The organism is Pseudoduganella sp. SL102 (assembly GCF_027856995.1).
In the GTDB taxonomy this organism is placed as follows: domain Bacteria; phylum Pseudomonadota; class Gammaproteobacteria; order Burkholderiales; family Burkholderiaceae_D; genus Rugamonas; species Rugamonas albidiflava.
The window spans coordinates 1,475,886-1,490,443 of sequence record NZ_CP115554.1 but is presented as its reverse complement, the minus strand read 5'-3'; the positions used below and the strand labels follow the sequence as shown (position 1 = coordinate 1,490,443).

17 protein-coding genes are annotated in these 14,558 nt (G+C 65.2%); 8 read left to right on the top strand and 9 right to left on the bottom strand.

All coding sequences use genetic code 11. The annotated features are described in order from the left end of the window. Positions 1-52: 52 nt before the first annotated feature. The 4 genes from OU994_RS06360 to OU994_RS06345 form a co-directional block, all read right to left on the bottom strand. The gene (locus OU994_RS06360; protein WP_281610064.1) at positions 53-1,828 is read right to left on the bottom strand and encodes a monovalent cation:proton antiporter-2 (CPA2) family protein; all 1,776 of its coding nucleotides are present in this window, start codon (positions 1,826-1,828) and stop codon (positions 53-55) included. A gap of 18 nt (positions 1,829-1,846) precedes the next feature. Continuing rightward, positions 1,847-3,514, bottom strand: a complete 1,668-nt coding sequence (locus OU994_RS06355; RefSeq protein ID WP_281610063.1) for an FAD-dependent oxidoreductase — start codon at positions 3,512-3,514, stop codon at positions 1,847-1,849. 63 nt (positions 3,515-3,577) lie between these two features. After that, positions 3,578-4,240 (bottom strand): isochorismatase family protein, encoded by a 663-nt coding sequence (locus OU994_RS06350; RefSeq protein WP_281610062.1) that lies wholly within the window; start codon positions 4,238-4,240, stop codon positions 3,578-3,580. A 308-nt stretch (positions 4,241-4,548) separates the two neighbouring features. Then, on the bottom strand, positions 4,549-5,502 hold the full coding sequence (locus tag OU994_RS06345; RefSeq protein WP_281610061.1) for an IS1595 family transposase: 954 nt from the start codon (positions 5,500-5,502) through the stop codon (positions 4,549-4,551). A gap of 161 nt (positions 5,503-5,663) precedes the next feature. Between OU994_RS06345 and OU994_RS06340 the strand changes: the two genes are divergently transcribed. The 3 genes from OU994_RS06340 (at position 5,664) to OU994_RS06330 (ending at position 7,163) form a co-directional block, all read left to right on the top strand. Continuing rightward, positions 5,664-6,140 carry a helix-turn-helix domain-containing protein gene (locus OU994_RS06340; RefSeq protein ID WP_281610060.1) on the top strand — a complete coding sequence of 159 codons (477 nt, stop codon included), beginning with the start codon at positions 5,664-5,666 and terminating at the stop codon, positions 6,138-6,140. Continuing rightward, positions 6,137-6,568, top strand: a complete 432-nt coding sequence (locus OU994_RS06335; RefSeq protein ID WP_281610059.1) for a VOC family protein — start codon at positions 6,137-6,139, stop codon at positions 6,566-6,568. The genes OU994_RS06340 and OU994_RS06335 overlap by 4 nt, the downstream gene beginning before the upstream one ends. 130 nt (positions 6,569-6,698) lie before the next feature. After that, entirely contained in the window at positions 6,699-7,163 is a 465-nt protein-coding gene (locus OU994_RS06330) for a DUF421 domain-containing protein (RefSeq protein ID WP_131147660.1), read from the top strand. Here OU994_RS06330 and rfaE2 read toward each other — a convergent pair. Beyond that, positions 7,138-7,635, bottom strand: coding sequence for a D-glycero-beta-D-manno-heptose 1-phosphate adenylyltransferase (gene rfaE2, locus OU994_RS06325; protein WP_131147661.1), 498 nt, complete (start codon positions 7,633-7,635; stop codon positions 7,138-7,140). The two genes, OU994_RS06330 and rfaE2, sit on opposite strands and share 26 nt — an antisense overlap. Before the next feature lie 160 nt (positions 7,636-7,795). On the opposite strand from rfaE2, the gene OU994_RS06320 reads away from it, so the two are divergent. Then, the gene (locus tag OU994_RS06320; protein ID WP_281610058.1) at positions 7,796-8,761 is read left to right on the top strand and encodes a hydrogen peroxide-inducible genes activator; all 966 of its coding nucleotides are present in this window, start codon (positions 7,796-7,798) and stop codon (positions 8,759-8,761) included. Positions 8,762-8,771: 10 nt separating this feature from the next. Continuing rightward, entirely contained in the window at positions 8,772-9,659 is an 888-nt protein-coding gene (gene ubiA, locus OU994_RS06315) for a 4-hydroxybenzoate octaprenyltransferase (RefSeq protein WP_281610057.1), read from the top strand. Positions 9,660-9,770: 111 nt separating this feature from the next. On the opposite strand, the gene OU994_RS31715 is transcribed toward ubiA, so the two are convergent. Beyond that, positions 9,771-9,863: a pentapeptide repeat-containing protein gene (locus OU994_RS31715; protein ID WP_373922557.1), complete on the bottom strand. Its 93-nt coding sequence runs from the start codon at positions 9,861-9,863 to the stop codon at positions 9,771-9,773. Positions 9,864-9,916: 53 nt separating this feature from the next. On the opposite strand from OU994_RS31715, the gene OU994_RS06310 reads away from it, so the two are divergent. After that, on the top strand, positions 9,917-10,294 hold the full coding sequence (locus tag OU994_RS06310) for a YqjD family protein (RefSeq protein ID WP_281610056.1): 378 nt from the start codon (positions 9,917-9,919) through the stop codon (positions 10,292-10,294). Between the two features lie 51 nt (positions 10,295-10,345). On the opposite strand, the gene OU994_RS06305 is transcribed toward OU994_RS06310, so the two are convergent. From OU994_RS06305 to OU994_RS06295, 3 genes are all read right to left on the bottom strand, one after another. Then, on the bottom strand, positions 10,346-10,570 hold the full coding sequence (locus OU994_RS06305) for a hypothetical protein (protein WP_281610055.1): 225 nt from the start codon (positions 10,568-10,570) through the stop codon (positions 10,346-10,348). Positions 10,571-10,712: 142 nt separating this feature from the next. Further along, on the bottom strand, positions 10,713-11,540 hold the full coding sequence (proC, locus tag OU994_RS06300; RefSeq protein ID WP_281610054.1) for a pyrroline-5-carboxylate reductase: 828 nt from the start codon (positions 11,538-11,540) through the stop codon (positions 10,713-10,715). A 25-nt stretch (positions 11,541-11,565) separates the two neighbouring features. Further along, positions 11,566-12,297, bottom strand: a complete 732-nt coding sequence (locus tag OU994_RS06295) for a YggS family pyridoxal phosphate-dependent enzyme (RefSeq protein ID WP_281610053.1) — start codon at positions 12,295-12,297, stop codon at positions 11,566-11,568. A 54-nt stretch (positions 12,298-12,351) separates the two neighbouring features. Here OU994_RS06295 and OU994_RS06290 point away from each other — a divergent pair, with 54 nt between their 5' ends. Both OU994_RS06290 and OU994_RS06285 read left to right on the top strand, forming a co-directional pair. Beyond that, positions 12,352-13,395, top strand: coding sequence for a type IV pilus twitching motility protein PilT (locus tag OU994_RS06290; RefSeq protein WP_131147669.1), 1,044 nt, complete (start codon positions 12,352-12,354; stop codon positions 13,393-13,395). A gap of 9 nt (positions 13,396-13,404) precedes the next feature. Continuing rightward, positions 13,405-14,541, top strand: coding sequence for a PilT/PilU family type 4a pilus ATPase (locus tag OU994_RS06285; protein ID WP_281610052.1), 1,137 nt, complete (start codon positions 13,405-13,407; stop codon positions 14,539-14,541). Positions 14,542-14,558: the final 17 nt, after the last annotated feature.

The following is a 14,558-nucleotide window of genomic DNA, read 5'->3' as shown; positions in this document are numbered from 1 at the left end:
CCGTACCGGGCTCGAGCACAGCAAAAATTGCTTGCCATGGCCAGGCGCCGCGCTATCTGGAAGATGATTCTTGCAAAGCGGGTCCATGCAGCGGCTCCGGGATGACCGGGAAATGTATCCGGTCCAGTCCCGACATGGGGGTTCCCTGCACCTGCTCCGACAGCCGCTCGGCATCGCGCCGCCGGATATCGTTGGCCGCCTCCTCGACATCGGCCTGCGCGTAGCCCAGTGCGCGCAAGCCTTCCGCGCCCATCAGGTAGGCCGATTCCACGGTCTCCCGGACCTGGTAATCCACGCCCGCCCGTATCAGCTCCACGGCATGCCCACGGTCGTAGCTGCGGACCAGCAGCCTGGCCTGGGGGAACTCCTGTTGCGCGAGTTCCACGATCCGCATGGCCGCCTTCGGATCGTCGATGCAGACCATGATGGCATCGGCCTCGCCGGCACCCGAGTGGCGCAGCGTGGCGAGCCTGGTGCCTTCGCCGAAGAACACCTTGAAGCCATAGCGTTCGGCATCGCGGATCCGGCCGGGATCCTTGTCGATGACCGACAGCCTGACGCCGCTGGACAGCAGGATCTGCGAAGCGATCTGGCCGAACCGGCCGAAGCCGATGACGAGGATGCGTCCCTTCAGGTCCCGGGCGATGTCGACACCCTCCATCGAGGCTTTCGCCCGCGGCATGCGATCGGCCGCGAGCATCACCAAGGGCGACAGCGCCATCGAGAGGATGACCACGGTGGCGAACAAGGCGTTGGTCCTGGCATCGAAGATACCGGCCGACAGTGCCGCCGCGTAGAGCACGAAGGCGAATTCACCGCCTTGCAGGAACATCGACGTTCGATGCAGCGCCTGGTGCCGGGTCGCGCCGAAAAGCCGCCCGGTCGCATACACCGCTGCCCCCTTCGCCAGCATGAATGCGCCCAGCAGCGCCAGCAGCAAGCGCCATTCCGCCGCCACGATGGACAGGTCGAGCGACATGCCGACCGCCAGGAAGAACAGGCCCATCAGCAAACCGCGGAAAGGCTCGATATCGCTCTCGATCTGGTGCCGGTAGCTCGAACTCGACAGCATTACGCCGGCAAGGAACGCGCCCATGGCCATCGACAGCCCGGCGAACTCCATCAGCAGGGCCGCGCACAGCACCACCAGCAGCGCGCCCGCCGTCAACACCTCGCGTGTGCGCGCCTGTGCCAGCAAGGCGAAGAAGGTGTCCAGCCCCCAGCGCGACACGGCCAGCAGCGACAGCAGCGCGGCGAGCGCGATGAGGAGTCCGGACCATCCCGATGTTTGCCGCGACAGTGGCGACAGCCAGGCTACCACCGCCAGCAGCGGCACGATCATCAGGTCCTCGAACAGCAGGATCGCCACGGACTTCTGCCCCTCCGTGTTCGACACCTCGCCGCGATCCTGCAGCACCATCATGATGACGGCGGTCGAGGAAAGCACGAAACCCGCCCCGGCCACGAAGGCCGCCGGCGCGGAAAAGCCGAACATCGCATACGCGGTCAGCGCCAGCGCCGCGATGGCCGCGGCCACCTGCACAAGGCCGAGGCCGAAGATCTGGCCACGCATGGCCCACAGCTTGGGCGGGCGCAGTTCCAGGCCGATCACGAACAGGAACATCACGACGCCAAGCTCGGAAATATGCAGGATGGATTGCGCATTCGTCACCAGGCCCAGCGCCGATGGACCGATCAGCATGCCGGCGGCGAAATAGCCGAGTACCGATCCAAGGCCCAGTCTCCGGAACAATGGCACCGCGATCACCGCCGCCCCCAGCAGGACCACCACCGGTCCGATCGTTTGCACCAGGCTCGTTGCCGCCATCAGCTTGCCTTTCCCTGTTCAAGTAGCGGAAGCAGCCGCCCGGCTTGCCCCCGCATGCCGATCACCGGACTGGCCGGGCCGATGGAGGTGCTCCCACACCCGGGAGATGACGACCGACCCTTCGCCGACCGAGGAAGCGACCCGCTTGACGGATCCGGCACGCACGTCGCCAACGGCAAAGACGCCGGGGCATGAGCTTGCGTAGGGGGAGGCGGCGCCGGCGTCGCCACCGGTCAGCACGAAGCCGTGTTCGTCCAGCTTGACCAGCCCGGCGAGCCATCCGGTATTCGGCACCGCGCCCACCATCACGAACACGGCGCAGGTGTCCACCGTCTCCGCCGAGCCATTGCAATGGATGGTCACCGCTTCCAGCCGCTGGTCGCCATGCACGGCCGTCACCCGGGCGCCATACTGGATCGTGATGGCCGGATCGGCCTCGAGCCGGGACGACAGGTAGCTGGACATCGAGGCGGCGAGCGAGTCGCCGCGGACCACCAGCCGGACCCGGGCGGCGACGCGGCTGAGGAACATCGCCGCCTGCCCGGCGGAATTGCCGCCGCCGATGACGATCGCTTCGGTGTCGCGGCAGAAGCGCGCCTCGTTCTCGGTGGCGGAATAGTAGATCCCCGCCCCCTCGAATCCGGCAAGGCGGTCGATGGGCAGGCGGCGATACTGCACGCCCGTGGCGATCACCACGGCGCGCGCCCGGACCCGTTGTCCATTGCCGAACGTGGCGCAGAAGGTCCCATCCGCCAGTTTCTCCAGCGCCTCGACGCGAAGCGGCATGGCGAAGCGCGTGCCGAACTTCATTGCCTGCACCTCGCCCCGCCAGACCAGGTCGGCGCCGGAGATACCGGTCGGGAAGCCCATGTAGTTCTCGATCCTGCTCGACGTGCCGGCCTGCCCGCCGATGGCGATGTCCTCGACCACCAGGGCTTTCAGTCCCTCGGCGCCCGCGTAGACGCCCGCCGAGACGCCGGCCGGCCCGCCTCCGACGATCAGCACGTCGACCGCCTCGTCGTCGGCGAGGTCCTGGTTCAGGCCGATCAGCCGGGCGACCTTTTCCGGCGTCGGATCGGCGATCACCGTGTCCCGGCCGAAGATCACGGCGGGCCGGTGCGGATCGACCGAACAGCTCACCGCGACCGCATGCGCCGCGCTGCTGCCCAGGGGGTGGGAGGCGCATGGCAGCCGGTTGCGGCCCGCGAACTCGGCGATGCGCCGGATGTCCCGGTGCAGCTCTTCCCCGATGAGCACGAGCGCGCTGTGGCCCGTTTCCAGCTGCTTCCGGCGCCGCGCCGCGAGGACGGTGATGACGATGTCCGACATCTCGGGGACCTGCGCCATCAGGTCGAGCATCGCGCGGCGGGGCACCTCGACGACCCTGGTGTCCCGGGCGGCCCGGAATGCCATCGACCAGCTGCCGCCCGCAAGGAAGGAGATCTCCCCCATGAACTGCGTCGGCCCGAGCGTCGCGGCGATCAGGCGCTCGCCGGTGAACACGTTCATGACCTCGATCTCGCCCTCTTCGACATAGACGAAATGCCGGGCGGGGTCGCCGGGCCGGACCAGCACCGTGCCGGCCGGATAGCGCACTTCGGTGCCGGCTTGCCGGATGGCGGCGACATGCGCTTCCGCCAGCGGCACCCGCTGCATTTCCAACAGATCCCGGCCAATCTTTTCCACGTTCGACTCCTGGTCAGTGCCGTCAAGACTTCATTGGTGAATATGCCCGCCGCCCTGCCCGGCTCAGAAGCCGGAGCTCTGCAGGGTCTCGACCGGGGTGTTGAGCAGCTGTTGCTCCCACAGGAACGCGATGCCGCTGCCCGGCTCATGTTCCTTCAGCACGTCCACGAACTCGAGGATGTGCTCGGTACGCGCATGGTCGCGCTGCCATTCGGACGCCACCGCCAGCCACGTCATCACATTGGCGCCGGCGGCGAGCATGCGCTGGATGGCCCGTTCATGGGCCTCGACGGTGACGCCGCCGCACGCATCGGCAACGACGGTCACGTCCCAGCCTTCGCCCAGCGCGTGGATCACCGGCATCGCCACGCAGATCTCGGTGTAGAGGCCGGCGATGATCAGCTGCTTGCGGCCGGTCGCCTTCACGACATCGACGACGTTCTTGTCTTCCCAGGTGTTGAGGGTGGTGCGATCGATCACTTCCTGGTGCGGGAAGACATCGGTGATCTGCGAAAAGACCAGGCCGCCCCGGTCGGCGATGACGCTGGTGATGATGGTCGGGACGCGGAAGGCCTTGGCGGTTTTCGTCAGCGCCGCCGCGTTGTTGACGACCTCGTGCGCGGTGTGGCTGTGCAGGTTGGCGAGCTGGAAAGGCTGGTGGTCGATCAGGACGAGGACCGAATCTTCCGGGCGAAGCAGGGAATCGAGACCGTTACGAAAGCTCATGATGATCCTTTGCGGTGGTTGGGAGGGCTGGTGTGCGGCAGCAGGCGCCCTGGCGTTGCCGGGAGAAATATTGTCATCCTGCTTATCGCCGCGCTAGTACCGTTACCCGCCTTGTTGTGTCGCAGATCGGGGAACGCCGGATGGCCCGCCACCCGGGATTGCGGCGGCGCGGTGTCCGCTCCCGCCCCCAGGTTTCTCTTCCGGGTTTCTCTTCGGACTTCTCCTGTTTGGCGCTGTTCGCGTTAAGTAGCCTTGCCGTTAATCACGGAACTTTCTTGCATGCCGAGCGCGGCAAAAAGCCGACGCCCTTAGGCTGGCGCCACGGCACTTCGCAACCATTGCCGCGGTGTCGTCAGCACGGCGGCATCGAGTACACGTTGCCAGCCGGTGTAATTTTCCAGGTAGCGGCTGGCAACACCGTTGAATCGCCGCAGCCAAGTCTTGAAGCGGCCATGCCATCCGTTGACACCCTGGATATGGAGTGCGCCGCGTGCCCGCATGCCAGCACGCACATTGATCGCTTCGTGCGTGATGCCAGCCTGCTTCGCAAATGCCTGGTACGCCTTGGCGGCATCGGTCACCAGCAGCACATCGGGCGCCAGCACGGGCTTCAGGTGTTGCATCAGCTGGCCAGCACTGACCGGGCCGCGGCCCGTGACGAAGTCACAGGTTTGCCGGTTGCGGTCACGGGCAACGAGGATGCAGTCCAGCTCGCTGCTGATGCCGCGCCGGCTGGCCTTGCCGCCGCGTTTGCGCGGCGGGCGGTTCAAATATCGCGAGCCTTTTTGTGATTCTAAATGGTAGGTTTCGTCAGCCTCGACGATGCCTGATAGCTGCGGGCGAGGCGCCCGGAGCAAGGCGGCGATGAAACGGTGACGCCATCGAAAACTGGTCGACTTGGCCACCGCCACGCGGCTGGCTGCCGAACGTACAGGGGTCGACTCGATCAGGCATTGCAGGTATTGCAGCCACTTCTCGCGCAAACGCAGACGAGCAAGGGGTGTGCCGGTCAAGGCGTTGAAGCTGCGCCGGCACACCACGCAGCGATAGCGCTGCAAGCCACTGGCCTGCCCACAACGGTGGGAGCGCTGGCACCCGCAATGTGGACACGATGGTCGTCCGGCGGCTTCTTCGATCAGGCGATGGCACTGGCCTGGTTGCTCGACGTTGGCCAAAAAGCGCTGCAGCAATGTGACCTGATCTTCTGAAAGCTGTTGCTGCACCAACGCTTCGATCAGTACTCGAACATCCGCCGTGCCCATGTCGCCTCCTGATATACATGAAGTATCTCAACAGGAAGTCAGACCGTGATTCCGGCGGGAAGTTCGCTTAATTACCGCTCACAGCGCCTGTTGTTTACCCACCGGATGACATTCCGCATAATCCCGGCATCTGTCATGACCCGAAGGTGCCCGAGGCGAGGATGAGCCAGAACCCCAATCTGCTGCGGCGCCTGCTGCGCGCGAAAGACCGGATGGATGCCGCACCCCATGAGGAATGGCCGGTCGAGCGGCTGGCGGAGGTCGGCACGGTATCGGCGGCGCATTTCGCGCGCGAGTTCAGGAAGGCGTTCGGGCTGCCGCCGCACCGCTACCTGCTCACGCGCCGCATCGAACGGGCCACGGCCCTGCTGCGCGAGACCGACCTGCCCATCATGGAAGTCGCGTTCCAGACCGGCTGGAACAGCCTGGGCACCTTCGGGCGCATTTTCCGCGACATCACCGGCGCCAGCCCCGGCGAATGGCGAACCCGCGAGCGTTCGGCGCCCCAGGCAGGCGCGCAGGTACCGGAGTGCGCCCTTCGGGGCGCGCACCGGCCGGACCTCAACATCGCAGTTTTGGAGAAGCGGCGCCTGCTGGCCGCTGGCACACTGGAACCCCTATCCAAGGAGGTGCCATGATCAAAAACGTGAATGTAGTCGGACTGTATGTGCGCGACCAGGACGAAGCGCTGGCGTTCTATGTCGGCAAGCTGGGTTTCCAGGTCCATACGGACGCGGGCTCGGGCGATTACCGCTGGCTGACGGTGCAGCATCCGGACCAGCCTTCGTTCCAGCTCGGCCTGTTCAAGCCGGGGCCGCCGGTGCATGACGCCAGGACCGCGCAAGCCTTGAACGAGCTCGTCGCCAAGGGCGCCATGCCGCCGCTGGTCCTGCTGGTGGACGACTGCCGCGCCGCCTACGACCGGCTGAGCGGCCGCGGTGTCGAGTTCACGCAGGAACCCGTGGATCGCTTCGGCACGGTCGATGCGGGCTTCCGCGATCCGTCCGGCAATGGCTGGAAGATGATCCAGGCGGCGCGCCAGCCGCCCGCGCACGATTCCCGGTAAGCCCGCCCGCGCGATTGCCACGCCAGGAGGGCACCGGCCCTCCAGCCCTCCAGCCCTCCAGCCCTCCAGTGTTGGCATAAATGCACGAAACGTCGTATAAGCAAACCCATCATCATGCGATGGAGGAGCTATGTTCGACATGGACTTGCCGTGGTGGGAATTCATGGCGCGCGGCGCCATCATTTACTGTTTCCTGCTGGTGATGGTGCGCATCACGGGCAAACGCACCATCGGGCAGTTCACGCCGTTCGACCTGCTGGTGGTCATGCTGCTGTCGGAGGCGGTATCGAATTCGCTGTCGGGCGGCGACGATTCGCTGCCGGGCGGCATGATCGTCGCCACCACGCTGATTGCGCTGAACGTCTTCTTTGCCGTGGCCACGTCGCGCAGCCGGAAGATTGCCGACCTGGTCGATGGCCGCCCCGTGCTGCTGGGCCGGGACGGCAAAATCTTCGACGATGTCGTGAAAAAATGCCGGGTGGCCGAAGGCGATGTCGAGCAGGCCTTGCGCGAGGCCGACTGCCCGGTTCAGAAAATGAAGTGCGCCTTTCTCGAACCGGACGGCAAGATCACGATTCTCCAGAACGAGCAGTGAACTCGCGCACCCTGGCCAGCAGCTTCGTTGTCGAGCGGTCATGTTCGAAGTCGATCGCCACGGCCTTGCCGCCGTAGGCCAGCACCGCCTGCCCTTCCGGGATCGCCGCCATGTCGTAGTCGCCGCCCTTGGCATAGATTTCCGGACGTGCTTCCAGCACCACTTCCAGCGCCGTATCCTCGTCGAACGGCACCACCAGGTCCACCGACGCCAGCGCGGCCAGCACCGCCATCCGGTCCGCCAGCGTGTTGAGCGGACGGTCGTCGCCCTTGCCCAGCCGCTTCACGGAAGCATCCGTGTTGGCCGCCACCACCAGCGACGCGCCCAGTTCGCGCGCCTGCGCCAGGTAGGTGACATGGCCGCGGTGCAGGATGTCGAACACGCCGTTGGTGACGACCACCGGCTTGGGCAGGGCGGCAACGCGGGCGCGCAACTGGTCGCGGGGGCAGATCTTGTCTTCGAACGAGGGCATGGAGGATATCGGTCAGTAAGGAAGCCGCCATTATAAAGTCCGGCCGTGCGCACCGCCGGCAGGCACGGGAGCAACGCCGCCGCGCCGGCCGTTCGCGCGAAAGCATTCCGTTACAATACTCTGTCCGGAACGCCCCGCATGGATCGACCTGCCTAGACTTATGACACTCACGGAACTGAAATACATCGTTGCCGTCGCCCGCGCCAAGCACTTCGGCCACGCCGCCGAAGCCTGCTTCGTGGCCCAGCCTACGCTGTCGGTGGCGATCAAGAAGCTCGAGGACGAGCTGGGCGTCATGCTGTTCGAGCGCGGCGGCGCGGAAATCTCCGTCACGCCGCTCGGCGCGCAGATCGTCGCCCAGGCCGAGCGCGTGCTCGAGCAGACCGCCGCCATCAAGGAACTGGCCAAGCAGAACAAGGATCCGCTGGCCGGCCCGCTGCGCCTCGGCGTGATCTACACCATCGGCCCCTACCTGCTGCCGCCGCTGGTGAAGACGATGATCGAGAAAACCCCGCAGATGCCCCTGATCCTGCAGGAGAACTTCACGGTCAAGCTGCTGGAACTGCTGCGCCAGGGCGAGCTCGATGCCGCCATCATGGCCTTGCCGCTGCCCGAGCACGGCATGGCGATGCAGACGCTGTACGACGAACCGTTCGTGGTGGCGATGCCGAACAACCATCCCTGGGTGGCGCGCGAGAGCATACCGGCCGAAGACCTGAAAAGCGAAACGATGCTGCTGCTGGGCGCCGGCCACTGCTTCCGCGACCAGGTGCTCGAAGTGTGCCCGGAAATGGCGCGTTTCTCGACGCCCGGCAACGGCATGCAGCGCACCTTCGAAGGCTCGTCGCTGGAAACCATCCGCCACATGGTTGCTTCCGGCATCGGCCTGACCGTGCTGCCGCGCGCCTCGGTGGCCGACATGGAAGCGAAGGACGGCATGCTGCAGTTCCGGCCTTTCGACGACCCGCAGCCGTCGCGCCGCGTGGTGATCCTGTGGCGCAAGAGCTTTACGCGCAAGGCCGCGATCGACGCGCTGTGCGAGGCGATCGCCCAGATCCGCCTGCCCGGCGTAATTGATCTCGGCTTGAACAAGCTCGGCTCGAACAAGGCCGACGCCACCGCCTGAGGAACCGACCATGCACGCACCCGCGCCCTCCCCTGCCCGCTCCCCCGGCAAGCTGCAACTGTATTTCCGCCTGGTCCGGCTGGACAAGCCGATCGGCACCGTGCTGCTGCTGTGGCCCACGCTGTCGGCGCTGTGGCTGGCCTCCGGCGGCGTGCCGGACTGGCAGCTGCTCGTCATCTTCTGCCTCGGCACCTTGCTGATGCGCTCGGCAGGCTGCGCCGTCAACGACTACGCCGACCAGGATTTCGACCGCCACGTCAAGCGCACGGCGGACCGCCCCATTACCAGCGGCCGCGTCAGCGGGAAGGAAGCGCTGGCCATCGCGGCCGCCCTGTCGCTGATTGCGTTCCTGCTGATCCAGCCACTCAACGGCCTGGTCAAGCAATTGTCGGTGGCGGCGCTGGTGATTGCCGGCACCTACCCTTATTTCAAGCGGTTCTTCGCCATCCCGCAGGCTTACCTGGGCATCGCCTTCGGCTTCGGGATTCCCATGGCCTTTGCCGCCGTGCAGGGCGCGGTGCCGGCCTGGGCCTGGCTGCTGCTGCTCGGGAACGTGTTCTGGGCCGTGGCCTACGACACCGAGTATGCGATGGTCGACCGCGACGACGACCTGAAGATCGGCATCAAGACCTCGGCCATCACGTTCGGCCGCTTCGACGTGGCGATCGTGATGCTGTGCTATGGCGTGCACCTGGCGATCCTGCTGGCCGCCGGCGCGTATTTCGGCCTCGGCGCCTGGTACATGGCCGGCCTTGCCGTGGCCGCCGCGTGCGCCGTCTATCACTACTTCCTGATCCGTGGACGCGAGCGTGCGCCATGCTTTGCGGCATTCCGCCACAATAACTACCTGGGAGCGGCCGTATTTGCCGGGATCGCGCTCGACTTTGGGCTGCGCTGACAATGCACTGCGCTGACAATGAACTACGCTGAAAGCGTTACGCATTAGTCTTGTCACGTACCTTGAGTGGCGCTTGAGCAATCCCGGGTATGCCGCCTGTACCAGACTGCATCATGCGGCTTTGTACCAATGCATTTTTGCACCATGCAGCTTTGCACCACGCAGCTTTGCACCATGCAGCTTTGCACCATGCAGCTTTTGCACCAATGCAGCTTTGTACCAACCCAGCTTTCCAACAATTTAAACACGAGGCGACCATGGATCAGACGAACAACCCCACTGCCGGCAATGGCATCGGCAGCAGCACTGCGGGAACCGGCACGATCGGCAGCGACACGGGCGCGGCGCGCGAGCGCCTGATGACCGACCTGAAAAATGCCATCGGCGATGCCGAACAGTGGCTGCGTGGCGCTGCCAGCGCTGGCGCGGAAGGCGCCGAAGAAGCCAAATCGCAGTTCAAGGACACCCTGCGCAACGCGAAAACCAACCTGCTGAGCCTGGAAGACACGGCGCTGGCAAAGGGCAAGCTGGCGGCCCAGTGCGCCGATACGTACGTGCACGACAATCCGTGGCGTTCGGTCGTCATCGGTGCCGTCGTCGGCCTGCTGGCCGGCGTCATCATCGCACGCGACTGACCATCACCGGCATCCGAAGAAAAACGGCCCGCGATGCGGGCCGTTTTTTTATCAGCGGTCTTGCGCCGGTGTCTGGAAACACTGCGCCAGCAACCAGCCGCAGAACGAGACCAGCCTCCAGCAGGCGCCGAAGCAGAGGAAATACAGGATCACCTGGCTGAAGCTCATCTCGGCCAGCCTGGGCAATCCGGCGCTCTCGGTCAGGTACAGCGTTGCGATCGTTGCGAAGATGCTGACCAGCATCACGAACCACAGTTTTTTTTCCAGCTTGTCCATTCAGTCTCCCTTGATGGTTTTTATGTTGTCGTTTTGGTTTGTGGTTTTACTTTTTTGTTTTACTTTTTTGTTTTACTTTTTTGTTTTACTTTTTTGTTTTATTTTATTGCATTACTGACTGTCCTACCTGATATTGCCCTGCTCAGCCGTCCCGGCCCATCTGTTCGCCCAGCTCCCTGCCCCTTGCCGCGGCGGCCTTCACGGCGTTGACGATGGCCGCCTTCACGCCGCTTTCTTCCATGCTGGTCAGCGCCGCGTAGGTGGTGCCGCCCTTCGATGTCACGCGTTCGCGCAGCACCGACACCGGCTCCTGCGATTGCGCGGCCAGCTGCGCGGCGCCGGTGAACGTGGCCTTCGCCAGTTCCAGCCCCTGCCCGGCCGTCAGGCCCAGTTCGACGGCGGCCTGCTGCATCGCTTCGATGAAATAAAACACGTATGCCGGGCCGCTGCCGGAAACGCCGGTCACCGCGTCGATCTGCGCTTCATCGTCGAGCCACACGGTACCGCCGACAGCCTTCAGTACCTGGTCGGCCGCCAGGCGCTGGGCCTGCGTCACGCCCGCCGAGGCAACCAGGCCGGCAATGCCCATGCCGATCAGCGCCGGAGTGTTCGGCATGCAGCGCACGATCGCGCCGTAGCCGCCGAGCCAGCGCGACAGGTCGGCGCTGCGGATGCCCGCGGCGATCGACAGCACCAGGGGTGCGTGGGCAGCGCTTGCCAGCAGGGGCACGAGCGGTGCCACGGCTTCGCGCATGCTCTGCGGTTTCACGGCCAGCACGATTACCTCGGCCGCGCTGACGGCGGCGTCGATCGACGGTGCCGTCGTCACGCCGTGCCCGGCATGCAGCGCTTCCAGCGCGGCCGGGTTGGGATCGACGACGTGGATGTTCGCCCCGGGCGTGACCTTGCCGGCCAGGCCGGCGACCAGCGCGGCGGCCATGTTGCCGCCGCCGATGAATGCAATCTTCATGGATATCCCCTGCAGTTTGTCGTAATTAGTTGTTGTAGTCCCGTGCGCCGAAGATCGCGCTGCCGACGCGGACGATCGTGGCGCCCTCCAGGATGGCCGCGCGCATGTCGGCCGACATGCCCATCGACAGCGTGTCGAAATCGGGCCCGAAGTTCGCGCGCAGCTGTTCGAACAGCGTGCGCATGGCAGCGAAGGGCGCGCGCTGCGCCGCCAGGTCCGCCGCCGGTTCCGGGATCGCCATCAAGCCGCGCAGCCGCAGGTTCGGCAGCCGAGCCACGGCCTCGGCCAGCGCCGCCACGTCGGCCGGCACGGCGCCACTCTTGCTGGCCTCGCCGCTGATGTTGACCTGCACGCAGACGTTCAGCGGCCCCAGCGCGGGCGGGCGCTGCTCGGACAGCCGTGCCGCGATCTTCTCGCGCTCGACCGTATGCACCCAGTCGAAATGCTCGGCGATGGGGCGCGTCTTGTTGCTCTGGATGGGCCCGATGAAATGCCATGCCAGGCGCGCATCGGGCGACATGTTGGGCAATACAGCGGGCAACGCAGCGGCCACGGCGCGGATCTTGTCCACGCCTTCCTGCACATAGTTTTCACCGAAGGCGCGCTGGCCTGCCTCGACCGCGGCCAGCACGGCATCGGCCCCGAAGGTTTTCGATACGGCCAGCAGCCGCACGGCGGCAGGCGGGCGCCGCGCCTCGGCGCAGGCGGCCACAATGGCATTTTCGACAGCTTGCAAACGCTCTGGGATTCCGGACATAATCAGACGCGCCAGCCCATAGCTGGCATTATTTTTAAGGCACAGGGATTATAAATGGACATCTCCGATCTGCTCGCGTTCTCCGTGAAAAACAAGGCATCCGACCTGCACCTGTCGGCCGGCCTGCCGCCGATGATCCGCGTGCACGGCGATGTGCGCCGCCTGAACGTGGACCCGCTGGAGCACAAGGAAGTGCACCGCATGATCTATGACATCATGAACGATGCCCAGCGCAAGGCCTACGAGGAGATGCTCGAGGTCGACTTTTCGTTCGCCATTCCCGGCCTGGCGCGCTTTCGCGTCAATGCCTACAACCAGGACCGCGGCGCGTCGGCCGTGCTGCGCACCATTCCGTCGAAGATCCTCACGCTGGAAGACCTGAACGCGCCGAAGATCTTCGGCGACTTCGCGCTGAAGCCGCGCGGCCTGGTGCTCGTCACCGGCCCCACCGGCTCGGGCAAGTCGACCACGCTGGCCGCGATGGTGAACCACCTGAACGAACACGAGTACGGCCACATCCTCACCATCGAGGACCCGATCGAGTTCGTGCACGAATCGAAGAAATGCCTGATCAACCAGCGCGAGGTGGGACCGCACACGCTGTCGTTCAGTAACGCGCTGCGCTCGGCGCTGCGCGAAGACCCGGATGCGATCCTGGTCGGCGAACTGCGCGACCTGGAAACGATCCGCCTGGCGTTGTCCGCCGCGGAAACGGGCCACCTCGTGTTCGGCACGCTGCATACCTCGTCCGCCGCGAAGACGATCGACCGGATCGTCGACGTGTTCCCCGCCGAGGAAAAGGAAATGGTGCGGGCGATGCTGTCCGAATCGCTGCAGGCGGTGATCTCGCAGACGCTGCTCAAGACCAAGGACGGCGCCGGCCGCGTGGCCGCGCACGAGATCATGGTGGGCACGCCAGCGATCCGCAACCTGATCCGCGAAGCCAAGATCGCGCAGATGTACTCGGCGATCCAGACCGGCAGCAATGCCGGCATGCAGACGCTGGACCAGAACCTGACGGACCTGGTGCGCCGCAACGTGATCTCGGCGGCCACCGCGCGCTCGGCCGCCAAGATCCCCGAAAACTTCCCCGGATAAGAGACCGTCATGGAACGCGACCAGGCCAGTAAATTCATGTTCGACCTGCTGCGCCTGATGGTCGGCAAAAAAGGATCGGACCTCTTCATCACCGCCGGCTTTCCGCCGGCGATGAAAATCGACGGCAAGCTCACGCCCGTTTCCGCGCAGCCGTTGACGGCCGCGCATACCTCCGACCTGGCCCGTTCGATCATGAACGACAAGCAGGCCGCCACCTTCGAGCAGACCAAGGAAGCGAACTTCGCCATCAGCCCGGGCGACCTGGGGCGCTTCCGCGTCTCGGCCTTCGTGCAGATGGGCGCCGCCGGCATGGTGCTGCGGGTCATCAACAGCAAGATTCCCGACCTGGACGAGCTGGCGCTGCCGGCCGTGCTGAAGGAAGTCATCATGGCCAAGCGCGGCCTGGTGATCATGGTCGGCGCCACCGGTTCGGGCAAGTCGACGACGCTGGCGGCCATGGTCGGCTACCGCAACGAGCACAGCTACGGCCACATCATCACCATCGAAGACCCGGTGGAATTCGTGCACCCGCACCGCAACTGCATCGTCACGCAGCGCGAGGTGGGCGTCGATACGGAAGACTGGGAAATCGCCCTGAAGAACACGCTGCGCCAGGCGCCGGACGTGATCCAGATCGGCGAGATCCGCGACCGCGAAACGATGGACCACGCCATCGCGTTTGCCGAAACGGGCCACCTGTGCCTGGCTACCTTGCACGCCAACAGCTCCAACCAGGCGCTGGACCGCATCATCAACTTCTTCCCCGAGGAACGCCGCCAGCAGTTGCTGATGGACCTGTCGCTGAACCTGAAGGGCATGATCTCGCAGCGGCTGATTCCGCTGAAGGAAAGCCGCGGCCGCGCGGTGGCCATCGAGATCCTGCTCAATTCGCCGCTGATCTCCGACCTGATCTTCCAGGGCAAGGTGCACGAGATCAAGGAGCTGATGAAGAAGTCGCGCGAGCTGGGCATGCAGACCTTCGACCAGTCGCTGTTCGACCTGTACGAGGCGGACAAGATCAGCTACGAGGATGCGCTGCGCAACGCCGATTCGGTGAACGACCTGCGCCTGGCCATCAAGCTCGAAGGCAAGGGGGCGAAGAACCGCGACCTGTCGTCCGGCACCGAGCACCTGGGCCTGGTCTGAGCCGAGATGAGATGAGC